Source organism: Arthrobacter sp. Soil736, assembly GCF_001428005.1.
GTDB lineage: Bacteria > Actinomycetota > Actinomycetes > Actinomycetales > Micrococcaceae > Arthrobacter.
Genome location: NZ_LMSB01000011.1, coordinates 25,999 through 47,535, shown reverse-complemented (window position 1 = coordinate 47,535; position 21,537 = coordinate 25,999). Strand labels below are relative to the sequence as shown.

The 21,537-nt window shown below is 64.8% G+C and carries 19 protein-coding genes; 11 read left to right on the top strand and 8 right to left on the bottom strand.

The features are described from left to right. Positions 1-70: 70 nt before the first annotated feature. On the bottom strand, positions 71-316 hold the full coding sequence (locus ASG92_RS29670; RefSeq protein WP_240987053.1) for a hypothetical protein: 246 nt from the start codon (positions 314-316) through the stop codon (positions 71-73). Between ASG92_RS29670 and ASG92_RS08270 the strand changes: the two genes are divergently transcribed. Then, positions 315-926, top strand: coding sequence for an EamA family transporter (locus ASG92_RS08270; protein ID WP_240987052.1), 612 nt, complete (start codon positions 315-317; stop codon positions 924-926). The two genes, ASG92_RS29670 and ASG92_RS08270, sit on opposite strands and share 2 nt — an antisense overlap. Positions 927-972: 46 nt before the next feature. Here the strand turns inward: ASG92_RS08270 and ASG92_RS08265 are convergent, their stop codons facing one another. After that, positions 973-2,208, bottom strand: coding sequence for an ROK family transcriptional regulator (locus ASG92_RS08265; RefSeq protein ID WP_082579380.1), 1,236 nt, complete (start codon positions 2,206-2,208; stop codon positions 973-975). 146 nt (positions 2,209-2,354) lie between these two features. Here ASG92_RS08265 and ASG92_RS08260 point away from each other — a divergent pair, with 146 nt between their 5' ends. The 6 genes from ASG92_RS08260 to ASG92_RS08235 all read left to right on the top strand — a co-directional run bounded on the left by ASG92_RS08260 (position 2,355) and on the right by ASG92_RS08235 (position 9,046). Then, a complete protein-coding gene (locus ASG92_RS08260; RefSeq protein WP_056626725.1) occupies positions 2,355-3,377 on the top strand; it encodes a substrate-binding domain-containing protein in 1,023 nt (340 codons plus the stop codon). Between the two features lie 11 nt (positions 3,378-3,388). Further along, positions 3,389-4,429, top strand: coding sequence for an ABC transporter permease (locus tag ASG92_RS08255; protein WP_082579379.1), 1,041 nt, complete (start codon positions 3,389-3,391; stop codon positions 4,427-4,429). Further along, positions 4,426-5,184: an ATP-binding cassette domain-containing protein gene (locus tag ASG92_RS08250; RefSeq protein WP_056626723.1), complete on the top strand. Its 759-nt coding sequence runs from the start codon at positions 4,426-4,428 to the stop codon at positions 5,182-5,184. Before ASG92_RS08255 ends, ASG92_RS08250 begins: the two co-directional genes overlap by 4 nt. Positions 5,185-5,219: 35 nt before the next feature. Next, entirely contained in the window at positions 5,220-6,095 is an 876-nt protein-coding gene (locus ASG92_RS08245; RefSeq protein ID WP_056626721.1) for a sugar phosphate isomerase/epimerase family protein, read from the top strand. Continuing rightward, a complete protein-coding gene (locus ASG92_RS08240) occupies positions 6,092-6,748 on the top strand; it encodes a nucleoside/nucleotide kinase family protein (RefSeq protein ID WP_056626720.1) in 657 nt (218 codons plus the stop codon). Before ASG92_RS08245 ends, ASG92_RS08240 begins: the two co-directional genes overlap by 4 nt. Before the next feature lie 138 nt (positions 6,749-6,886). Further along, complete coding sequence (locus ASG92_RS08235; protein WP_056626718.1) at positions 6,887-9,046, top strand: transglycosylase domain-containing protein; 2,160 nt, start codon at positions 6,887-6,889, stop codon at positions 9,044-9,046. A gap of 36 nt (positions 9,047-9,082) precedes the next feature. Here ASG92_RS08235 and ASG92_RS08230 read toward each other — a convergent pair whose 3' ends face one another. The 4 genes from ASG92_RS08230 to ASG92_RS08215 form a co-directional block, all read right to left on the bottom strand. After that, a complete protein-coding gene (locus tag ASG92_RS08230) occupies positions 9,083-10,024 on the bottom strand; it encodes an NAD(P)-dependent oxidoreductase (protein WP_056626716.1) in 942 nt (313 codons plus the stop codon). Between the two features lie 4 nt (positions 10,025-10,028). Beyond that, positions 10,029-11,948, bottom strand: a complete 1,920-nt coding sequence (locus ASG92_RS08225; RefSeq protein ID WP_056626714.1) for a TRAP transporter large permease subunit — start codon at positions 11,946-11,948, stop codon at positions 10,029-10,031. Positions 11,949-12,032: 84 nt separating this feature from the next. Then, a complete protein-coding gene (locus tag ASG92_RS08220) occupies positions 12,033-13,055 on the bottom strand; it encodes a DctP family TRAP transporter solute-binding subunit (protein WP_056626713.1) in 1,023 nt (340 codons plus the stop codon). A gap of 93 nt (positions 13,056-13,148) precedes the next feature. Then, a complete protein-coding gene (locus ASG92_RS08215) occupies positions 13,149-14,501 on the bottom strand; it encodes a Gfo/Idh/MocA family oxidoreductase (RefSeq protein WP_056626711.1) in 1,353 nt (450 codons plus the stop codon). 210 nt (positions 14,502-14,711) lie between these two features. Between ASG92_RS08215 and ASG92_RS08210 the strand changes: the two genes are divergently transcribed. Together ASG92_RS08210 and ASG92_RS08205 are read left to right on the top strand one after the other, a co-directional pair. Further along, positions 14,712-15,746 carry a LacI family DNA-binding transcriptional regulator gene (locus ASG92_RS08210; RefSeq protein WP_056626710.1) on the top strand — a complete coding sequence of 345 codons (1,035 nt, stop codon included), beginning with the start codon at positions 14,712-14,714 and terminating at the stop codon, positions 15,744-15,746. Positions 15,747-15,754: 8 nt separating this feature from the next. Continuing rightward, on the top strand, positions 15,755-16,066 hold the full coding sequence (locus ASG92_RS08205; RefSeq protein ID WP_056626709.1) for a putative quinol monooxygenase: 312 nt from the start codon (positions 15,755-15,757) through the stop codon (positions 16,064-16,066). A 28-nt stretch (positions 16,067-16,094) separates the two neighbouring features. Here the strand turns inward: ASG92_RS08205 and ASG92_RS08200 are convergent, their stop codons facing one another. Then, positions 16,095-17,432, bottom strand: a complete 1,338-nt coding sequence (locus ASG92_RS08200; RefSeq protein WP_056626707.1) for a phosphoribosyltransferase family protein — start codon at positions 17,430-17,432, stop codon at positions 16,095-16,097. 266 nt (positions 17,433-17,698) lie between these two features. On the opposite strand from ASG92_RS08200, the gene ASG92_RS08195 reads away from it, so the two are divergent. Beyond that, positions 17,699-18,715 carry a CapA family protein gene (locus tag ASG92_RS08195; RefSeq protein ID WP_056626705.1) on the top strand — a complete coding sequence of 339 codons (1,017 nt, stop codon included), beginning with the start codon at positions 17,699-17,701 and terminating at the stop codon, positions 18,713-18,715. 13 nt (positions 18,716-18,728) lie between these two features. On the opposite strand, the gene ggt is transcribed toward ASG92_RS08195, so the two are convergent. Continuing rightward, positions 18,729-20,555 (bottom strand): gamma-glutamyltransferase, encoded by a 1,827-nt coding sequence (ggt, locus tag ASG92_RS08190; RefSeq protein WP_056626703.1) that lies wholly within the window; start codon positions 20,553-20,555, stop codon positions 18,729-18,731. A gap of 184 nt (positions 20,556-20,739) precedes the next feature. Here ggt and ASG92_RS08185 point away from each other — a divergent pair, with 184 nt between their 5' ends. Continuing rightward, positions 20,740-21,531, top strand: coding sequence for an IclR family transcriptional regulator (locus ASG92_RS08185; RefSeq protein WP_056626702.1), 792 nt, complete (start codon positions 20,740-20,742; stop codon positions 21,529-21,531). The last annotated feature ends 6 nt before the right edge of the window (positions 21,532-21,537 follow it).

The window sequence follows — 21,537 nt, the reverse complement described above, 5'->3', positions numbered from 1 at the left end:
AGATTTTCCCCCACACTTTGGGGTTATGGAGGCATACGCAGAGGAAAGCTTCGGCCACGACAGCCGTCAATCAACTCACTCCCAGTCCCGAATTCTCGGCGGCCTGCTGACCATGACGGGCAGCGGCGTCAGCAATCAGGTCGGCGCCGGTATCGGAGCCCACGCTTTTCCAGCGCTTGGACCGGCGGGGGTGGTCGCGGTGCGGCAACTCGTCGCCGCGGCGGTGCTCCTGCCCGCCGCCCGGCCTCCCCCTGCACCGCCTTACGTGGAAACAGTGGTGGCCGGCGCTCCTGCTGGGCGGAACGATCGCGCTCATGAATATTTGCCTCTATGTCGCCATACAGCGCATCGGGCTGGGCCTTGCCGTCACCTTGGAATTCCTCGGTCCGCTGGCAATCGCCCTCACGCGATCCAGGTCCAAACTCGACGTACTGTGTGCGGTGAGTGCCGGCGTCGGGGTTTACGTTCTTGTACTGCCAGGACCTTCCAGCGACTATCTCGGCATCGGATTCGCGGCGGCCGGGGCCGCCTGCTGGGCGGCGTACATCATGCTCAACAGGGTGGTCGGCCAGCGGCTGCCCGGCCTTCAGGGCCCGGCCGTTGCAACCCTGGTCTCCGTGGTGTTCTACCTGCCGGTGGCCGTCTATCTCCTCTCAGCGGGGTCACTGACCGGTCCGGCACTGCTGTTGTCGGTCCTTGCCGGGGTGCTCTGCTCCGTCATTCCCTATGCCGCGGACCTCGTGGCGCTCCGTCACGTGCGGCCGGCATTCTTCGGCGTGTACATGAGCATCAACCCCCTCCTCGCAGCCCTCTCAGGGATGATCGTGCTCGGGCAGATCCTCGCCATGCATGAATGGCTGGGCATGGTCCTGATCGTCGCCACCAACGCGGCGGCCATTCTGCTGGCCGGACATGCCCGCAGATAAGTACGGGGCCGGCACAACCGTCGAGCCCATCGGAAGACCCGAAAGCCTATGCCGGTTGCCGAATGTCCTCTGCCGCTGCATGGGCTGCTTGTAGACGTGGGAGCGGGTAGCGGGTGAATACGGCCTGGGCGACGAGAAGGGCCATGCCGATCACGCCCGCCTGGTTTCCGCGCGTCGCGCCCACTATCTCGATGCGGCGAGTAGCCAGCGGCAGCGAGCGCCTGTAGATCGCTTCCCGGATTCCTGCGAAGTAGTAGTCCTCTGCCGCTGCGAGCTGGCCGCCGATGACGATGACCTGCGGGTTGAAGAGGTTGACGGTGACCGCGATGGCTTCGCCAAGGAGCCGGCTAGCGGTCCTCGCGAGCCGCACGGCATTTCGTTCTCCGCTACGCAGGAGCCGTACGGCGTCAGCGACTGTTGCCGCATCAACTCCCAGGGCCTGGAGGTCCCTGAGTAGCGCCCATCCCCCGGCGTAGGCTTCGAGGCAGCCGGTATTGCCGCATCTGCACTCAGGCTCCCTGTCCACGCCCTCTGGTTTCGGGACGTAGTTGTGGCCGATATCGCCGGCTGCTCCGTCGGCGCCCCGGTGGAGCCGGCCGTCGGAGATGAGACCGGACCCCACGCCGGTACCGATCTTGACCATGAGAAGGTGCCGGACGTGCGGGTAGGTGGTGTGTTGTTCGCCGAAGGCCATTGCGTTGGCGTCTTTGTCCACGATGACAGGGCAGTTGTATTCGTCGCGGAACCATCCCGGAATGTCGTATCTGTCCCAGCCGGTCATGATGGGCGGATGAACGACCTGACCCGTGGCGGTGTCGACAGGTCCGGGGACGCTGATACCCACGCCCAGGACGGTTTCCCGCCCCGCACCTGCGCGCTCCAAGAGCGATGAAAATTCCTTCTTGACCAAACCCAGCACCGCAGTGGGGCCCTCTGTGACGGCGATCGTAATTTCGACCTCGTGCAGGATGGCGCCCGTGAGGTCGCAGACACCAACACGCATGCCCGTTGCCCCGATGTCCGCGACCAGAAGCTGCCCCGCTGTCTTGTTGAATGCGAAGGAACCGGCCGGCCGGCCTTTGGTTGATTCAGCACCCGAGGGAACGACCAATCCGGCATCGAGAAGTCCGTCGATGCGTTGGTTCACCGTCGAGCGCGACAAGCCTGTATGGGCTGCGATCTCCGACTTGGTCAGGATCTCCCCCGTCCGGAGCAGATCCAGGATCTCAAGGGTTCCGGTCGCCGAGGCCTCTTGCTGCGGCGCTGCTGCGTGGGGGCTCATAGCTGGGGTTCACCATCGTTTCTTGCTGGGCAGGTCATCGTGACCTCCATTATCCGTAAAGGTTGCGTGCGTCACATCCCCTAGTTATGCTACCAGCAGACGTTAGTTCGGCGTTCATATGATTTTCAAAATCAGAAGGGGCAAAGATGCCACAGCTCAAGAACTCCCTTATCTTCGTTGCTGCTGCTTCCGTGGGGGCTTTGTCCCTGGCCGGTTGCAGCACGATGGGCGGCACCCCTGCCGCAGGCGGTACCGCCAGCGCTGGCGGGGCGCAGGCCAAAACGGCCGCCGTCATCAAGGGCCTGGACAACCCGTTCTTCCAGTCCATGGAAGAAGGCATCAAGGCGGCCGATGGAAGCATCACCGTGCAGGCCGCACAGGACATCACCGACACCAGCGGCCAGGCTGATCGGCTGTCCTCGCTGGCCGGCCAGGATTACAACTGCTTCATCATCAACCCGATCAGCGGCAACAACCTGCTCCAGGGGCTGGCGCAGGTGAAGGCCGCCGGAAAGACGGTCGTCAACATTGACAGCCCTGTCGACCCCAAGGCGGCCACCGCTGCCAATGCGACTCCCGATACCTACATCGGCACCGACAACGTTTCAGCCGGAAAGCTCGCTGGCGAGCAGATGGCCAAGCTCGTCAAAGGTGGCGAAAAGGTCGCCGTCATCGGTGGCATCGCCGGTGACGTGACCAGCGGGGACCGGGTCTCCGGATTCACCGAGGGCCTGGCTGGAAAGGCCAAAGTGCTGGAGACTGTGTCCGCGGACTGGGATCGTCAGGTGGCGCTGACAAAGGCAGGCGACCTGCTTCGTTCCAACCCGGACATCAAGGGATTCTTCGTCGCCAATGACGTCATGGGCCTCGGCGTTGCGCGCGCCGTCGCCAACGCCGGCATGACGGGCAAGGTTGCGATCATCAGCGTTGACGGCGTTCCCGAAGGGCTCAAGGGCGTCGAATCCGGCGAACTCACCGCCACCGTCGCACAATACCCCTACGCCATCGGCGAGATGGGCGCCCAGGCCTGCAAGGCCGCGGCAGCCGGGCAGAAACTGCCTGCATCCGTCGAAGCCCCTGTTGCGCTGGTGACTAAGGACAACGTTGGCGAAGCGCTGAAGGCCGCGCCGGCGCCCTTTGCCCCCTACGAAAACCCCTTCAAGAAGTAGCAGGAACGGTCATGTCCTCCATTTCGCACAATCCCCCGGCCCAGGCCCAAAGAACACCGACAACGGTGAACACGCCTGAGAGTCCCCGCCCCAAGACCGCTCCCAAGTCCGGCGCCTGGCACGAGGACCTGAAGCGGATAAGCTTCTGGGCCGATCACGCGGCGATAATCGGGCTGGTGATCCTCGTGGCCGTCTTCACCGTACTGAACCCTGTGTTTCTGACGGTGGGTAATATCCAGTCAATCCTCATTGCAGCCTCGATACTCATCGTCCTCACCATCGGTCAGGCTTTCGTCATCCTCAGCGACGGCATCGACCTCTCCGTCGCGTCGACGATGACCCTCGGAGTCATCGCCTTCGGCATCGCCTACGCTCAGGGCGCAGGCCTCGTCGTGAGCATGATTTCCGCAGTTGTCGCAAGTACCCTGGTCGGCGTTCTGAACGGCGTGCTCATCGCCAAGGGGAAGATCACGGACTTCATCGTGACCCTGGGCTCGCTCTCCGTCGCGTCCGGGCTTGCCCTCGTGCTCTCCGACGGCAAGCCCACGTCCATCACCAGCGTTGAGCTGATCAATTTCTCCACACACGGGGTGCTGATCTTCGGATTCCCGTTCATCGTCGCCGCCATCCTCGCCGTACTGGCCCACGTGGTTCTGTTCAGAACCCGGTTTGGAACGCATCTGTTTGCCACGGGCGGCTCCAAGGAGGCAGCCCAGGCCACCGGCATCAGCACGGCGCGAATCAAGGTCGCCGTGTACACCATCTCCGGCGTGCTTGCCGGCGTGGCCGCGATCCTGCTGATCGCCCGGGTGGGCGCATCGGAGCCTGCTGCGAACACGACATTCCTGCTCAACTCAGTCGCCGCGGTTGTCCTGGGCGGTGTCAGCCTCACTGGAGGCCGCGGCTCGGTTTTCGGCCCCATTGTCGGCGCCCTCCTCCTCACCGTCCTTACCAACGGACTCACCCTGATGAACGTTTCGCAGTTCTATCAGCCCCTTGCCGTCGGCGTCGTGGTCATCCTCGCCGCCCTGCTTTCGAGGTTCCAAAAATGACCGCCACCCTGACCAAACACATCGTCGATGTCCAGGACGTCTCTCTCGCGTTCGGCAACGTCAAGGCCCTCCAAACCGTGAGTCTCACACTCGCCGAAGGAGAAATCACCGCTCTCGTAGGTGACAACGGCGCAGGAAAATCCACACTCGTCCGGTGCATCTCAGGAATCCACAAGCCCCAGTCCGGGACCATTTCCTTCGAAGGGACCCCGGTACACTTCCGAAACCCCGAAGACGCCCGCGAAAAGGGAATCGAGACCGTCCACCAGAACCTCGCCCTGGTCGATGATCTGACCGTGTGGCAAAACCTGTTCCTCAACAGGGAACTAACACGCGGCATCGGGCCGATCCGCTTCCTGGACCGCAAGGCCATGAAGGAGGCCGCCGACCGGATGGTCTCCACACTGGCCGTGAATGTCCCGGCGGTGAAGTCAAAGGTCCGCAGGCTCTCCGGCGGACAGCGCCAGGCGGTCTCCATCTGCAGGGCAGCAGGCTTCAGCTCCAAGCTGGTCATCATGGACGAACCCACCGCCGCCCTCGGCGTCCAGGAAACAGCCAAGGTCGAAGAACTGATCCTCAAACTCCGCAACGACGGACATTCGGTCCTGCTGATCAGCCACAACTTCAGCCAGGTCATGCGGCTCAGCGACCAGGTCTGGGTCATGCGCGCCGGCCGCTGCGTCGCCGGCCGACGGACCACCGAAACCTCAGGCGACGAAATCGTCTCCCTCATCACCGGCTCCCGCGAAAACTAACCATCCAACTGCCTACCCACGCGAAAGACAATCACATGAGCAACAGCAACGCCCTCGGAGTCCACGCCCTCGTCTGGGCCGGAGACACCTCCGAGAAATCTGTCGAGAAGATCATCAACAGCACCGCCAAAGCAGGCTATGACCTCGTCGAATTCTCGCTCCACGACTCCACCAGCCTGAACGTCCAGCACACCCGCGCCCTGCTCGAAGACAACAACCTGGGAGTCGTCTGTTCCCGGGGGCTGGCGTTCGACGCGGACGTCTCCAGCGACGACACCGCCACCGTCGAGCGGGGACAGAAACTGCTCCAGGAATCCCTGCAGCTCACCCACGAGCTCGGCGGAACCCACTTCACCGGGGCACTCTTCAGCGCCCTTGGCAAGTACGGGGCACCCATGACGGAGGCAGGGCGCGCCAACGTTGTCCGCGTTCTCAAAGAACTCGCTGACGAGGCCGGTAAGCGCTCCATGACCCTGGGCCTGGAAATCTGCAACCGGTACGAAACCAACGTCATCAACACCGCGCACGACGCGCTCCGCCTCGCAGACGACATCGGCCGGGACAACGTCCTGATCCACCTCGACACCTACCACATGAACATCGAAGAGAACGATCTGGTCTCGCCCGTGTACGAAGTCGGCGACCGGCTCGGATACGTCCACATCGGTGAGAACCACCGCGGCTACCTCGGCTCCGGCCACCTTGACTTCACCGCTTTCTTCCACGCACTCGCAGCTGTCAACTACACTGGTCCGATCACCTTCGAAAGCTTCTCCTCCGCAGTCGTGGCCCGCGGCCTGTCCAACGACCTGGCGGTCTGGCGGAACCTCTGGACCGACGGCGAGGACCTCGCCGTCCACGCCCGCGAGTTCATCTCCAATCACCTTCACGCGACCCGGGCCGCCCGATGACACTTGAAGATCTCCTGGCCCGGGTGCGCAACCTGGAAGCCTCCACCGCCGAGCCCGTCGTCATCGGCGTCGTGGGGGCGCCAGGGGCCGGCAAAACCACGCTGGTCGAGAGCCTCGTTCGGGAATTGAACAAAGACACGCCCGACTCACAGCACCAGCGGTACGCGCACGTCCCCATGGACGGTTACCACCTCTCCGACCAGGAGCTAACACGGCTGGGGCTGCTGGACCGGAAAGGTGCGCCGGAAACCTTCGACGTCCACGGCTACGCAGCCACGCTCGGGCGGCTCCGCGCCGCCCGGGACGCTGTGGTCTACGCCCCCGGCTTCGAACGCACCATCGAACAACCCATCGCAGGAGTCATTCCCGTCTACCCCTCCGCGACGACGATACTCACGGAAGGCAACTACCTCCTCCTCGACCGCCCGGAGTGGCAGCAAGTCAGAAATCAATGCAGCGAGATCTGGTATTGCGAACAGGAAAACACCCTGCGCATCCAGCGCCTCATCCAACGCCATATCCAATTCGGCAAGAGCCCTGCCCAAGCGGAACTGTGGGTGAAGACCGTAGATGAAAAGAACGCACAGCTCATCCGGGAATCACGGGCCAACGCGGACTTGGTAGTCACCCTCGAGGAAGTGGAAGCTGCTTGAGCGTACCGGTCGGCTCCCTCCGCGGTGCGATCAGGACGGCGCCTCATAACAGTCCGCAAGGACTGAATTTCCTGTCTGGATCGCGTGCTTTACAGCGCGTATTCTGGTGTCACATCGGACGGGGTGTGAGCTGCAGTGATGGCACGGAAAAGCCTGTTATCACGGTTTCGTACGTTTCTGGCAAGGATGCTCGGATTCGTGCTCCTCAGCGGGATCTGCGGCGTCCTGGTGGCAGCGTTCCTAGTTCCGCAGGTCGCCGCTGCCGGCACCGCGGCGAGCGGGTCGATCAGCTTCTTCAACGGCCTTCCTACAGAGCTTGCGGTGCCGCCGCCGGCGCAGAGCTCCAGGATGGTGACGGCGGACGGGAAGGTCATCGCAACGTTCTATGAGGAAAACCGGGTGCGGATCCCGCTCAAGGCCATGTCCCCCTACGTCAAGGATGCGATCGTCGCGATCGAGGACAGCCGCTTCTATGAGCACGGCGGCGTGGACCCCCTGGGCGTTCTCCGGGCACTGACCAGCAACCTGACCCAGGGCGGGAGGCAAGGCGCGTCTACCCTGACGCAGCAGTACGTCACCAATGTGGCCAATGAAGCCAAAATCTCCTCCGGCCGTGAAGATCAGGTGATCCTCAGCGGGCAGAAGAACATCGGCGACAAGCTGCGTGAGATGCGGCTGGCGATGGCGCTGGAGAAGAAGTTCACCAAGGACCAGATCCTCGAGGGCTACCTCAACATCGTCTTCTTCAGCCGCACTGCTTACGGTATCGAGGCCGCCGCCCAATACTTCTACAGCGTGCCGGCCAGCAAGCTCAACCTGCCCCAGGCGGCGCTGCTCGCGGGGCTGGTGAACAGCCCGAGCTTCTATGACCCCGTGACCCAACCGGCGAACTCCGTCCAACGGCGCAACCAGGTCTTGGACGCCATGCTGAAACAGGGCAAGATCAGCCAGAAACAGCATGACGTCGCCGTAGCCACCGGTGTCGGGCTGAAAATCAGGCCTTCGAGGCAGGGCTGCGCCGCGGCAGCCATGGCACCGTATTTCTGCGACTACGTTTCCCATCTGATCCTCAACAATCGCGCCTTCGGCGCAGACACGGAAGCACGGGAGCAGAAGCTGCGCCGCGGCGGGCTGACCATCACCACCACGCTGGACAGCCGGCTGCAGGCAGCGGCCCAGGCGCAGGTGAACTCCACGGCAGGGGCGAACCCGGACAAATGGGGCGCCGCGCTGGTCACGGTCCAGCCAGGTACGGGCAAAATCCTCGCGATGGCGCAAAACACGGTCTTCCTGGCGCAGCGCGGGAAGTTCGACACCCAGCTGAACTTCAATGTGGACGCCAAGGACCCCAACGGCAATGACCTCAACGGCGCCGGAGGATTCCAGCCGGGTTCCACCATGAAACCGTTCACGTTCGCCGAATGGCTGCATCAGGGACGGGCCATGACGGAGGTCGTGGATGCTTCACGGCGGGAGTACCCGCTGGGATTCCGCTGGCGGTCCTCCTGCGGGAAAGTGATCGGCGGCTACAGCACCAAGCAGCGCAGGGCAGGCCTTGAAGCAACCGATGACCTGCAGAATGCCTCCGCCGGCTACTACCGGAAGATGCCGGCCGATTACGGCCTGTATAACTCCATCAACACGGCCACGTTTGCCGAGGCGGCGCAGCTGGACTTCTGCGGGATCCAGAACATGGTCAACAGTGTGGGCCTGCGCAGCGGACTGGACGGCACTCCCATCGACATGCACCAGCTGGGTAACCTGCTGGGCGGCACTAGCGTGTCCCCGATGTCCATGGCTGCCGCCTTCGCCACCTTCGCAGCCGACGGCCGGTACTGCGCGCCGATTGCGATCCTGCGGGTGGCCGACTTCGCCGGACGGGCACTCCCAAACCAGGACCCCGACTGCAGCGACGCCGTGGACCCGAACGTGGCCCGCGGCGTGAACAAGGCACTGCAGGACATGCTCAACAAGGGCTCGGGGATCTATATCAACCCCAAGGTCCAGAGCCGCGTGCCGGTGGCGGCCAAGACCGGCACCAACAACAGCAACAGTGCCACGTGGGTGCTCGGCTACACCACGGGCCTGGCCACGGCCTCCTTCTTCGGGGACGCCCTTGAAGGGCAGCAGCGCCCCGGCAAGAACCTCACCGTCAACGGCAAGTTCTACAGCCGCATCGACGGCTACATGATCGCGGGCCCCCAGTGGGCCTACTACATGCTCAAGGTAGCCAGAATGTACCCGGCTAAAGCTTTCCCCAAACCGCCGGCGTCCATCGTCGGCAAACCTGCCAAATAGCACACGACGGCGGCCAGGAAAGAGAAGGGCGCACGTTCAGCAACGTGATCCGGCCGTCGTGGCTGCGGACGCCGCGAGGATGGTCCGGTAGATTCCGGTATGGTCCAGGTCGCCGTCACCTGCGGCGACCATGACTTCGAACGCGCCACGGACGCTTGTGGAGAGCGGCAGTTCCAGCCCGGTGTCCTTCGCCAGCTCCGCAATGAAGTTGAGGTCTTTGAGCTGGTTTTTCGCGGATCCGCCACCTTCGAAGTCCCCGTCGATCCAGCGTCCTCCCTTTTGCCTGAGCACCTCCGAGCCGGCCAGGCCGCCGGCCAGGACGGATTGAACCTTCTCCAGGTCAAGACCGGTGGCGGCCGCAACGGCCATCGCCTCGGACAAAGCGGTGACCGTTGCGGCGACGACGATCTGGTTGCACGCCTTCACGGTTGACCCCGCGCCGGTCTTGCCGAACCAGGCGACCGTCGAACTGTAGAGCCCGAAGAGCGGCGTAAGGCGCCCCACGACGTCGGAAGGGCCTCCGACCATGGTGCTCAGCCGCCCCTCCTCCGCCCCGATGGTTCCGCCGCTGAGGGGTGCGTCGATGACGCTCAGTCCGTAATCGCGCAGGCAATCCTCGGCAAACTCCGCTACAGCCACCGGCGAGACGGTCCCGTGAATGACCAGGACCGGGTTCCGGATTCCGGCGGCCGCCCATCCTGCCAGCAGGCCGTTCTCCCCGGGGAGGAGGGCCGCGACCTGGGGCAGGTCGGGCAGCACAGTCAGGACCACCTCCGCGGCGGCCTCCGCCGGGGAGCCGGCGACCTTGCCTCCGGAGATCGCCTCGGCCTTTGCTGCCGTGCGGTTCCAGACGGTAAGCGGAACCCCGCCGCTGAGGATGTTCCTGGCGATGGGAGCGCCCATCGGCCCGGTGCCGCACAGCGAGACGGACAGCGGGAAGTCGGGCAACTGCTTCTGGGTGTTGGTCAGCGTCGTCATGTGCCTAGAAGGGGATGAGTCCGGCAGCGGCGGGCAGGAACGTGCTGAACCACGGGACGGCGGCAAGCACGAGAAGCCCGAGGAAGACGGCGATGAGGTACGGCCAGAAGTGCTTGAGGCTCTTTTCCACGGTTTCGTGCCCCGTTGCACAGGCAACGTAGAAGCCGACGCCTGCCGGCGGCGCGAAGGAGCCGATGCCCATGGAAATGATCAGCACCATGGCGTACTGCACCGGGTTGACCCCGAAGTCGACGGCGATCGGCAGGAGCAGGGGTGCGAAGATCAGCACCGCCGGGAGGCCCTCGAGCAGCTGACCCATGATGATGAGCAAGACGACGGTGAACAGCATGAAGAGCACCGGCGAGTCGCCCAGCCCGGACATGAGGTCGTGGATCTGCTGGGAGACGCCGGCAAGGGCAAGCGTCTGGGCGAGCGGGGACGCGGCGGCGATGATGAAGAGGACCATGCCCGCCGTCGTCGTCGTTTCCCGCAGCGTGTCACCAAGAAGGCGCCTGCTGCCGCGCCGGTACGCGGCGGCCAGGATGAAGGCGTAGGCGACGGCCACGGAGGACACTTCGGTGGGGGTGGCGAAGCCGCTCAGGATTCCCACCACCATGCCCACGGGGAGCAGGAGCGTCGGAATGGCAAAGAAGGTTGCGGACCCCCGGGCGCGCCAGGTTGCCTTGGGGCTGGCGACGCCGCCCTGCTTGCGGGCCCGGAAGAAAACAAGCCCCATGACCACCAGGGCCAGGAAAGCGGCGGGAACGAACCCGGCCAGGAACAGGGTGGTCGTGGAGATGGTGGTGATCGATCCGAGGATGAGGAGCACGATGCTTGGCGGGATCGTCTCGCCCATGATGGCCGAGGCTGACAGGACAGCGACGACTTCGCCGCGGGGGTACTTGCGTTCCTCGAGCATGCCCCGCATCGTGGTGCCCACCGCTGCGACGTCGGCCACCTTGGAACCGGAGATGCCGGAGAAGATGTACATGGTCACCACGACCACCTGAAGGAGGCCGCCGCGCAGGTGCCCGATGAGCGCGTCGACGAGTTTGGCCAGCGGGAGGGTAAGTCCGGCGGAGTTCATGACTGTTCCGGCGAGGATGAAGAACGGGATGGCCAGGAGCACAAAGCCCTTTGCCCCTGACGCCATGCCGATCGGGATTGCGCTGACCTCGGAAATGCCGCCCAGGTAGAGGTAGATGCCGGAGGCCAGCGCGAGGACGAACGCGATCGGCAGGCCGAGGAACAGCAGCACGAACAGAACGACGAGCACCACGCCGAGAAGCAGGTTGGGTGAGGCGTAGTAGAAGAGCGGCTGTGAGACCAGAACGGCAGCGGCCAGGATTGCTGTGATGCCGGCGGCCACAAGAACAGTGCGGCGTTCCTGCCGCCAGAGTTTCAGGACCGCGAACCAGGCGATGAGCACCATGCCGATGGAGAAGGGCAGCGAGACCCAGAAGACCGGCAGCTGGAGGATCGGTGTTTTCTCCTCGATCTGCTGTACGAGGGTCGGAACGAACAGGGCAAACGCTCCGGCGCTCATGACGAAGACAAGGCAGTCGACGAGGGCCGCCAGGTAGGGCTTCCAGCTCGCCGGCAGGCGCATGATGAGTGCCTGGACGGACATATGCGCGCCCTTTGGATACGCGATGGCACCGCCGACGAAGGCGATGGACAGTAGGGCGATCTCAGATACTTCCTGGGTCCAGAGCACCGAATCACCGGTGACGAGCCTGACCATGATGTTCAGCAGGATGACGACCAGCTCGGCGAGGATCGCCGCGCCCACAATCCCTTCCAACAACTTGTCGAGCCAGGCGGCCCCGCTCCAGCGCGGTGCGACGTGACCGTGGTGGAGGATCTCTTCCGCGTCAGACGGAAGGACCTCTTCGAGTTCCCTGGGGGCGAGTGTATGTTCCATGTTCTTCCAGACTGTCAACGTTGAGAGCGGGGATGTTCGGCTGAGGTCCGGAGCGCGGCAAAACGCTCCGGACCTCAAAATGCGTTACTTGGCGGCGGCAATCGCCTGATCGAAGAATTCCTTGCCGATCAGCTCGGAGAACACCGGGTAGAGGCTCTTGGACACTTCCTTGAACTGCTCAAGACCGGCGGCGGACGGCTCGTTGGCCTTCATGCCCTTGCTGGTGAGCTCAGCCAGCTGCTTCTCGGACTGCTCCTTGTCGTAGCCGGTCTTGAAGGTCGCAGTCTCGGCCGAGGCGTCCGTGAGGGCCTTTTTCTGCTCTTCGGTGAGCGAGTCCCATTTCTTGTCGGAAAGGGCAAGGACCCAGGCGTCGTTGATGTGGTGGGTCAGCGACACGTACTTCTGCACCTCGGAGAACTTGTTGGTCCAGGGCACCTCGATCGGGTTTTCCTGGCCGTCGATCGTTCCTGTCTGCAGGCCCGTGAAGACCTCGGAGAACGCCATCGTCGTCGGGCTTGCGCCCAGCTTCCCGAAGAAGTCGGTCCACAGCGGGTTGCCGGGGACGCGGATTTTCAGGCCCTTGAGGTCGGCGGGCTTTTCAATGGGCCGCTCGGAGTTGGTGATCTGGCGTCCGGTCCGGGTGAGGAAGGAAAGCACGACCGTGTTTTTCTCGGCGAGCTTTTCCTTGAGGACCTCGCCCGGCTTCCCTTCCAGGAACGCCGCTTCCTCAGCAGTGTTGTCGAAGAGGTAAGGGATGCTGATCGCGTTCATTTCCGGCACCACGGACGCATACACGGACGTCGAGAGAATGAGTGCGTCCAGTGAACCGCCCTGCAGCCGGGTGACTGCAGCGTTCTGGTCTCCACTGAAGCTTGTTCCGTTGGGAACAACCGTGACCACGACGGAGCCGTTGGATGTCTTCTTCACCTGGTCGGCGAAGTGCTGGGCTGAAACGCCGACGGAGGAGGTGAGCGGGTCCGGGATGGACAGCTGGATCTTGGCCACGGGCCCGCCCCCGCCGGGCGCTCCGGAAGCGCAGCCGGCGAGGAGCGAGGCGGCAAGGGTGCATGTCAGCATTCCGGTGAGGGCGCGGGTCTTGGATTTCATGTGATGCCTTTCTTCATTGGAAGGAGTCTGGTTCCGGAGGCGTGAAACGACATGGTCATCTCAGGCCCGGCCCGGGATGGTGGAGCAGAGGGGTCAGAGGCTAAGGGCGGCTTCGGCCACGAGCGCTTCGGTCTCGCGGCGCAGCTCAAGGGCCTGGGACAGCGAATCGTCCATGATGACGTCTTCCCACCGGACAGTGGCGCCCTTGGCGATGTCGGCACGGAGTTCCACGTGGTGGGCGAGCGCCACCGGCAGGGCGCCAATGGCTACGGAGTGCTTTGCCGAGACAAGCTTGCCCCACACGGTGAAGCCGCCTTCGCCGTCGAGGAACTCGCCTGCCTTGAGATCCCTCTTGGCGGTCGCAACGACGTCGCCGAAGAACCCGACCGGGGAACCGGTCGCAATGCCGCGAAGTGCGGCGTTGGCGATGGAAACATTCAGTTCGAGGCCGACGTAGTGGTACGGGCGGTACAGCGCCGCGTACTGGCCGGTCGGGTCCGGGTGCCAGGGGTATTCAGTGAAGCAGCCGGACACGTACCCGTTGGTGGCCTTGACGACGACGAACACGCCCTCCTGGGTGTTGTGGCTGATCCAGCTTCCGTCGCGGTTGACGCTGGACATGACGTCGACGCTTCCTTCGTGGGCGAGGGCACCGCCGACGTCGGCCGGGCGGCAGATCGTGGCGATTTCCTCCACATCACCCGGGGTGAAGGTCAGCCCGTTGTCGGAAGGGGTCAGGCCTGCACCGTTGGCGACGGCCGCCATCTCGATGGAGGCCTTGGTGCCGTCGCGGAACGACGTGTGCATGTAGGGGTTCAGCTGCCCGGAGTCGGTGAGTTCCTTGGAGAACTCCCAGTTCTCCCAGACGTTGTCCGGGTTCATCTCGTGATAGTGCTCAAGGTACTTTGCGCCCTTGCCTGCGCACACGACGTCGAACCCACTGGTCCGCGCCCAGTCGACAAGTTCCATGATGAGGGCCGGCTGGTCGCCGTACGCCATGGAGTAGACCACGCCGGCTTCTTCTGCGCGCCTGGCCAGGGCCGGGCCGGCCAGGGCGTCTGCCTCCACCGTGACCATGATGATGTGCTTCTTCGTTTCAATGGCGCGCAGTGCGTGCTTCACCCCGACGATGGGGTTTCCCGTTGCCTCGACGATGACGTCGATGTCGACGTCGAACAATTCGTCCGCATTCGCAACGATGGCGGTCGAACGGTTCTTCAGCGCCGTGGCGATGTCGGGCGCGATCTGGTTCTGGGGCCACCCGACCAGCGCGAACGCGCCTTCGGCGCGCTTGACGTTGATGTCGGCGATGGCGACGACGTGGATGCCCGGACTGTTGTTGGCCTGGGCCAGGTACATGGTGCCGTAGCGGCCAGCTCCGATGAGTCCGACTCGAATCGGGCGGCCCTGCTGCTCGCGATCGCTAAGAAGTTTGTGGAGGTTCATGTGGATCTCTCTGGTTGACGTTTCGCGCCGGAGAGGAGCTCTCCACCTCAGGGGCGGAGCAACTTCTTCGTCGCGGTTGAGCTGATTCGGGGCCAAGTGGAACCGGTTCCACTTTTGTACCAGTCGGTGTTAGGCTGTGTCAACAGGTCCGGTGAGACGGAGCATGACCGGCAATGCAGGGTCGAGGCAGGACCTCAAGGAGGAGGAGACATGAAGAAGGCCCCAACTATTCGCGATGTCGCGGCGGCGGCGGGGGTATCGGTCTCCGTGGTGTCCCGGGTCCTGAATCCCGAATCAGGGCCCGTCGCGCCGGCAAAGCGCGAACAAGTGTTGCGGGTGATCGGAGAGCTTGGGTACCGGCCACGCGCCGCGGCCCGGGAGCTCAGCGCCGGCCACGCACTCACAGTTGGGCTCGTGGTTGCGGATCTGGCCAACCCCTTCTTCGCCCATCTTGCCGACCGTGTTGTGTGGGAGGCCCGCAGCCACGGGGTGCAGGTGGTGGTCATGACCACCCAGGAGGACCCGCACCTTGAGGCAGACTCCCTTGACACGCTGCTTGACCGCTCGGTCGGCGGCGTCATCGCGACCCCCACCGGGGGGAACATCGAGAAGTGGGAGCGCCTGCGTGACCTCGGCGTCAACGTCGTCTTCGTCGACCGGACCATCCCGGAACTTGAAGATGTGGATGTTGTCAGCATCGAGAACTCCGACTCGGCCCGCCGCGCCACCGAGCACCTCATCGCCCTCGGCCACACACGCATCGGCCTCATAACCGGCCCCACGAGCACGTCCACCGGCCAGGCGCGGATCGAAGGCTACCGAACCGCCCTCGAAAACGCCTCCATCGTGGTGGACCCCATGCTGATCCGGGACGTGCCGTTCCGCGGAGACGGGGGCGGCGACGCCGTCGGGTCCCTCCTGGCGCTTCCGGACAGTCCCACGGGACTCATCGTGGCGAACACCGCCCAGGTGCAGAGCTCTGTCCGCCGCCTCGTTCAGGTCGGCGTGCGGATACCCGACGAACTCTCGGTCATCGTCTTCGACGACAATCCGTGGACCGAACTGACGAACCCGCCGCTAAACGTGATCCGCCAACCGATCGATATGCTGGCCGTGCACTCCATCGAACTCGTCCTCGGACGGATGCAGGGCCGGCTCCCGGCCGGCGCCCGGCGCATCGAGGTCAAGGCGGACTTCGTGCCGCGCAACAGTTCTGCCCCTCTTATCCGCTCCGCCGCAAGTTAAGGAAACCCATGCCCGTCGTTGTTACCGCTGTGTTCACGCCGAAGGAAGGCGCCTTCGACCACGTCGTCGCGGCCCTCTCCCCCGCCATCGCCGAAGTTCATGAAGAACCGGGCTGCCTGCTCTACGCCATCCATGAGGATCCGAACGGCCAGATCCTCATGATCGAAAAATGGGAAACCGCGGAGCTGCTCGACGCCCACGGCGAGGGGGATGCCGTCAAGCGCCTGAACGCGTCGCTCGAGGGACTCCTGAAGGAGCCGGTTGAAGTGACCCGCCTGGCGCCGATCCTTGCGGGGACAGAACACCAGGGAATGCTCTAACCACTGCAGTCGGGTCCCCGGGCGTTGGTCATCGGCCGGGCTCGGGTCCCGGCGCACCGTGCCCCCGCAGCAGGTACTGCACAAACCAGTCCCTGGCCAGGACGGCTGCCTGCTCCAATGTCCCGGGTTCTTCGAAGAGGTGGGTTGCACCCTGGACAAGCTCCAGCCGGGTGGGGCAGCGCATCAGGGCCTGCGCCCCGCGGTTGAGCTCGAGCACCCGGTGATCTGCGCTGCCGACAATCAAGAGCGTCGGGGCGCGGACGAGGGAAAGCCACGGGCCGGCCAGATCCGGACGGCCTCCCCTTGAGACGACTGCGCCGATCTTCTCCCCTTGCTCGGCCGCCGCCCACAACGCGGCACCTGCTCCTGTACTCGCGCCGAAGTATCCCACGCTGCATGAGTCCGTGTCCGGCCGGCTGCCGAGCCAGCCCGTTGCCGCGGTTAGCCGGCGCGCAAGCAGTTCGATGTTGAACACGTTGGCGCGATCGAGCTCTTCCCCGGGGCTGAGCAGGTCCAGAAGCAAGGTGCCCAGCCCGGCCTGCTGGAGCACCGAGGCGACGAACCGGTTCCGCGGACTGTGGCGGCCGCTGCCGCTGCCGTGGGCGAACACCACCACTCCCGCAGCCGGTCGGGGAAGGTTTAGGTGTCCTCGCAGCTGCACCCCGTCCGACTGGATCTGCACGTCTTCATCGAGGCCAGGGTTGCCGGTGGCCGAAGACGCTCGCTGCGCACGCTTGGCGGCAGCTTCGAGCAGCCACACCACTTCGTCGTCGCTCGTCGGGGAGAAGTCACGGTAGTGCTGGCTGACAGCCGTGAGTTGCCGAGGCGTGGCGAGGCACACCACCTCGTCCGCCTCCGTAAATGTTCGGAGGGTGTCAGCAGGGGCAACGGGAACGGCCAGAATCACCCTCGCGGCCCCCAGTTTGCGCGCGATGCTGCACGCTACGCGGGCAGTTGACCCGGTAGCGACCCCGTCATCGACAATCACGGCGGTGCGGCCGCTCAGATCCATGAGCGGCCTGCCAGCCCGGACTCGTGCCACCCGGTCATCAAGCAGGCGCCGCTCCCGTTGTTCAACAGCCCACAGGTCTTTATCCTTGACCCTTGCGAGTGAGAGGACGCGTTTGTCCAGGGCGAATGCCCCGTTTTCCCCGATGGCTCCCATCGCGAGTTCGGGCTGAGACGGTACTCCCAGCTTGCGCACGACGATCACATCGAGCTGGGCGTCGAGTGCCCCCGCAACCTCGAAGGCCACCGGAACTCCGCCGCGGGGCACGCCCAGAACGACGGCGTCCGCCCCGCGCAGATACTCCAGCCGCAGCCCCAACTGCCGCCCTGCATCAGCCCTGTCCGCGAAAATGCCCATCACCGAGACGTTCCCATCAACACGGCGGCCGCAGACCCCTTCCGGACCGGAGAATCAGCCGCCCAGGGAATGGAGGCGCTGCGGCCTACTGCTCCTGCTCCCACTATCCCTCACGAAGCCGGACCCTGCGAGGCCTTTTTGCGGCGAGAAACCGGTGAAGTTCCGTGCGCCGGTTCGACGGCGGATATCGCCTCGCCGGTTGATTGGCACCGGGCCAGGAAGCGGTGCATCCTGATAGCAGGGGCCTTGCAAGTTGGAGGTGGGGCATGCGGATCGCGCTCCTGGGGGACGTCATGCTGGGCCGGCTGGTCAACGACCACCTGAAGACGGCCGATCCCGCCTATCCCTGGGGCGATATCCTCCCTGTCCTGCGACAGGCCGACTTCACGTTCGCCAACCTCGAATGCGTCCTGGCGGACGGCGGAACACCTATGGTCGGCAAGGTGTACCACTTCCGCTCGGACGTCAAGAACGTGGCGAGCCTGAGGTCCGCGGCGATCGATGTGGTCTCGCTGGCCAACAACCATGTGCTGGACTTCGGAGTTGATGCGCTGCGGGAGATGCTGGCGGCTCTCGATCAGCACGGGATCCTGCGGGCCGGGGCAGGGATGGACCTGGAAACGGCCCGGCGGCCGGTGGTCCGGCGGGTGGGTCCGCATGCGGTCGGCTTCATTGCCTTTACTGACAATCAGCCGGACTGGGAGGCAACCGGCCGCGATCCAGGAATTTACTACGTCCCCGTGGACCCTGGTGACCGCCGGGTGGCGGATTTGTTGGAACTGGTCCGGCAGACGAAGGGCCGGGTCCAGCTGCTGATCGTCTCGGCACATTGGGGCGCCAACTGGGGATCCGAGGTCCCGCCTGCCCATCGAAGGTTGGCCCGGGCGCTGATAGCGGCCGGGGCCGACGTCGTGTTCGGGCATTCGGCCCACATTTTCCGCGGCGTAGAAATTTACAGGAACCGGCCCATTGTCTACAGCGCCGGCGACTTTGTGGATGACTACGCCGTGGACCCGGATGAACGCAATGACCAGTCATTCGTCTTCCTCCTGGAAACCAGGGGAAGCGCACCCCGCAGGTTGCGTCTGCATCCGACGGAAATCACGCGCTTCCAGACCCGGCTTGCGCGTCGGAGCGCGGGGAAAATTGCCGAGCGGATGGAACGGCTGAGCACGCAGCTCGGCACCCGGAGCAGCTGGATCGAGGGCGATAGCGTCTTGGACATACCGATCGGCACAGACCAGCCCGACGGCCCAGACCAGCCGGACGGCGGATCACCCTAGCGCCGCACAGGCCTCACCGCGACGGTGTGACCACCATCGCCGAGCCGCCCCCTCGCCTGACCGGCTCGGCCGCGGCGACCATGCGGCCGTCGGACCTGAACTCGATGGCGGTGGCCGCGCCGATTTCTGCCGCCGAGGTGAAGGCGTCACCCGACGGAGTGAACTCGTGACCGTACGGCGTGAGCTGTTTTTTATATGCCTTGATGAAGGCTGGCTCGGCCGTGACCTTGGCAGCGTTCCGCTGCGCCGCGCGCGGTGCCGCGATCGCGTCGGAGATGCTCATGCCCAGGTCCACCCGGTTGAGGATCGTCTGCAGGACGGTGGTGATGATCGTCGATCCGCCGGGCGAGCCGAGGGCGAGGAACGGCTTGCCGTCGTCGAGGATGATGGTCGGCGACATTGAGGAGCGCGGGCGCTTCCCCGGCTGGATCCGGTTCGGGTCGTTCGCGTCAAACACGGTCGAGAAGTCGGTCAGCTCGTTGTTGAGCAGGAATCCGCGGCCCGGCACCACCATGCCGGACCCGCCCGTCTGCTCGATGGTGAGCGTGTACTCCACCACGTTGCCCCACTTGTCCGCGACCGTCAGGTTGGTGGTCGAGATGTTCTCGGTGTCCCTCTCGTCGGCGGGGGCCGCCTCGGCTGCCGGGCACGCGCCGTCGTAATTGGCCACATCCCCCGGTGCCACGGGCTTCACGGCCGCGTGCTTCGGATCGATCTCGCACGAGCGTTCCTTCCCGAACAGCGGGTCCGTCAGGGCGTCCGTGGGAACGTCGACGAACGCGGGGTCGCCCACGTACTTGCCGCGGTCCGCGAACGCGAGGGCGCTGGCCTCAAGGTAGTGGTGCAGGGCGTCGGGCGCGGACATCTCCGCAAGGTTGAACGTGTCCAGAATGTTCAGCGCCTCGCCGACTGTGGTGCCACCGCTGCTCGACGGTGCCATGCCGTAGACGTCCAGGTCGCGGTATGCCACATGCGTGGGCGCCTGGTCCAGGGTGCCGTAAGCGGCGAGGTCCGCCGTCGTCAGGTGGCCCGCCGGGACGGGCAGCGTGGTGGTTTTGGTCTTCGGCGGAGCCTGGACGGTGGCCGCGATCTCTTCGGCGAGCGGGCCGCGGTAGAAGCCGCGCGTTCCCTTGTCGGCGAGGAGCCGGTACGTTTCGGCGAGGTCGGGGTTCTTGAAGACACTGCCGACGGCGGGCGCGTCGCCGCCGGGGAGGAACAGGCTGCTCGTCGAAGCGAACGCCTCAAAGCGGAGCTTGTTGTCGAGGGTCTGCTGGCGGAAGGTTTGGTCGACCTCGAAGCCGCGGTCCGCAACCTCAATGGCAGGCTCGAGGGCATCGTCAAGGCCCAATGTGCCCCAGCGCTTGAGTGCACGCTCCCAGGTGGCCGGCGTGCCGGGGACGCCCACGGAGACGCCGCTCGTGACGAGCTCCGGCGTGAAGTTGTAGGGCTTGCCGGTCGCGGGGTCGATGAACGCGTCGCGCGGCATTGCTTCCGGTGCCGTCTCACGGCCGTCGATGGTGCCCACCCGGCCGGTCTCGGCGTTGTAGAACAGGAAGTAGCCGCCCCCGCCGATCCCGGCGCTGTACGGCTCGGTCACGCCGAGGGTCGCGGCGGCGGCGACGGCCGCGTCCGCCGCGTTGCCGCCCTTGCGGAGGATCTCAATCGCCGCGGCGGAGGCCTCAGGGTCCACGGTGCTTACCGCGCCGCCGTACCCCGTGGCGGTCGCGGTCTTTTCCGTCTCCCGCGGATCGGCGAACGCAGGACTGGCGACGGCGCCGCCGGTCACGCTCAAAGCCAGGGCCGCCGTGGCGGCCGCCAGTTGACGTCTCAGATGTGGCATGGTCGCTCCCCCTCGGTGCGATGTGACGGTACTGCCACGCTACCCCGCCGGCGGAGGACACTCAACGCTTCCCTGGTCAACCCGAGCGTCCCCCATTGGCCACGACGTCGGCTTCTCCAACCTGTCCAACTCCCAGCGGGGAGGCGAGTGGATTCGGCTGCCGCCAGCGTCTAGCGTGAGTTCTATGTCGGCGTCCGATGCTCTTGCGAAGTCCAGCAGCAACCCATTGCTTGTTCTCGGAAAAATAACCTCCATCCTGGATGCTTTCTCCCTCTCCAAGCCGGTATTGTCGCTGAGCGACATCCGCGAGTACACGGGAATGCCGACGTCCACAGTCCAGCGGCTTGTCACGAACCTGACCTCTCAGGGATTCCTGGACCGGGAGGAAGATGCCTACCGCATCGGCATTCGAATGGCGTACTGGGCGGCTCCGGCAACCCGCGGAATGGAAGTCATCGACATCCTGAGCCCGCTGCTCAAGTCGCTGCGCGACACCACGGGCGAGACGGCGTGTTTCTTCAAGGCGGAGCAGCATTACCGCGTCTGCGTGGCCATGGCAGACACACGCCATGCGCTTCGCCGCGAGATGCATCTTGGCAAGGTTCTGCCGCTCCACGCCGGCTCAGCCGGGCGGGTGCTTTTGGCCTGGGATCCGGACCTGATGGACGCCGTCCTGCGGGATCCCTTGGAGCCCATCACGGAGTCCACCATCACCAGCTCCGAGGATCTGGAAGCCGCAGTCAAGAAGACCCGGGTCGACGGGTTTGCGATAACGGTGGGTGAGCGCGAGGACGGAGCCTCGGGTCTATCCGCTCCCGTGTTCGACTCGGCGGCCGGATTGGTGGGGGCGGTGACCATCAGCGGACCCACCCTGCGGATGCCGTTGGAGACCTGTGAAGCCTGGCTGGAGCCCCTGCTTGCCACAGCGGAGCATATGACGAGATTAATTGGCGGCCGGTTTCCCGGCGAGTCGTAACGCCCG

Coding starts and splice junctions, on each gene's coding strand:
- ASG92_RS08265 (WP_082579380.1), bottom strand. CDS start 2,208: ATGAGCCCCCACGCAGCAGCGCCGCAGCAAGAGGCCTCGGCGACCGGA.
- ASG92_RS08235 (WP_056626718.1), top strand. CDS start 6,887: ATGGCACGGAAAAGCCTGTTATCACGGTTTCGTACGTTTCTGGCAAGG.
- ASG92_RS08240 (WP_056626720.1), top strand. CDS start 6,092: ATGACACTTGAAGATCTCCTGGCCCGGGTGCGCAACCTGGAAGCCTCC.
- ASG92_RS08245 (WP_056626721.1), top strand. CDS start 5,220: ATGAGCAACAGCAACGCCCTCGGAGTCCACGCCCTCGTCTGGGCCGGA.
- ASG92_RS08205 (WP_056626709.1), top strand. CDS start 15,755: ATGCCCGTCGTTGTTACCGCTGTGTTCACGCCGAAGGAAGGCGCCTTC.
- ASG92_RS08200 (WP_056626707.1), bottom strand. CDS start 17,432: ATGGGCATTTTCGCGGACAGGGCTGATGCAGGGCGGCAGTTGGGGCTG.
- ASG92_RS29670 (WP_240987053.1), bottom strand. CDS start 316: ATGAGCGCGATCGTTCCGCCCAGCAGGAGCGCCGGCCACCACTGTTTC.
- ASG92_RS08220 (WP_056626713.1), bottom strand. CDS start 13,055: ATGAAATCCAAGACCCGCGCCCTCACCGGAATGCTGACATGCACCCTT.
- ASG92_RS08260 (WP_056626725.1), top strand. CDS start 2,355: ATGCCACAGCTCAAGAACTCCCTTATCTTCGTTGCTGCTGCTTCCGTG.
- ASG92_RS08195 (WP_056626705.1), top strand. CDS start 17,699: ATGCGGATCGCGCTCCTGGGGGACGTCATGCTGGGCCGGCTGGTCAAC.
- ASG92_RS08185 (WP_056626702.1), top strand. CDS start 20,740: ATGTCGGCGTCCGATGCTCTTGCGAAGTCCAGCAGCAACCCATTGCTT.
- ASG92_RS08225 (WP_056626714.1), bottom strand. CDS start 11,948: ATGGAACATACACTCGCCCCCAGGGAACTCGAAGAGGTCCTTCCGTCT.
- ggt (WP_056626703.1), bottom strand. CDS start 20,555: ATGCCACATCTGAGACGTCAACTGGCGGCCGCCACGGCGGCCCTGGCT.
- ASG92_RS08215 (WP_056626711.1), bottom strand. CDS start 14,501: ATGAACCTCCACAAACTTCTTAGCGATCGCGAGCAGCAGGGCCGCCCG.
- ASG92_RS08270 (WP_240987052.1), top strand. CDS start 315: ATGAATATTTGCCTCTATGTCGCCATACAGCGCATCGGGCTGGGCCTT.
- ASG92_RS08230 (WP_056626716.1), bottom strand. CDS start 10,024: ATGACGACGCTGACCAACACCCAGAAGCAGTTGCCCGACTTCCCGCTG.
- ASG92_RS08250 (WP_056626723.1), top strand. CDS start 4,426: ATGACCGCCACCCTGACCAAACACATCGTCGATGTCCAGGACGTCTCT.
- ASG92_RS08210 (WP_056626710.1), top strand. CDS start 14,712: ATGAAGAAGGCCCCAACTATTCGCGATGTCGCGGCGGCGGCGGGGGTA.
- ASG92_RS08255 (WP_082579379.1), top strand. CDS start 3,389: ATGTCCTCCATTTCGCACAATCCCCCGGCCCAGGCCCAAAGAACACCG.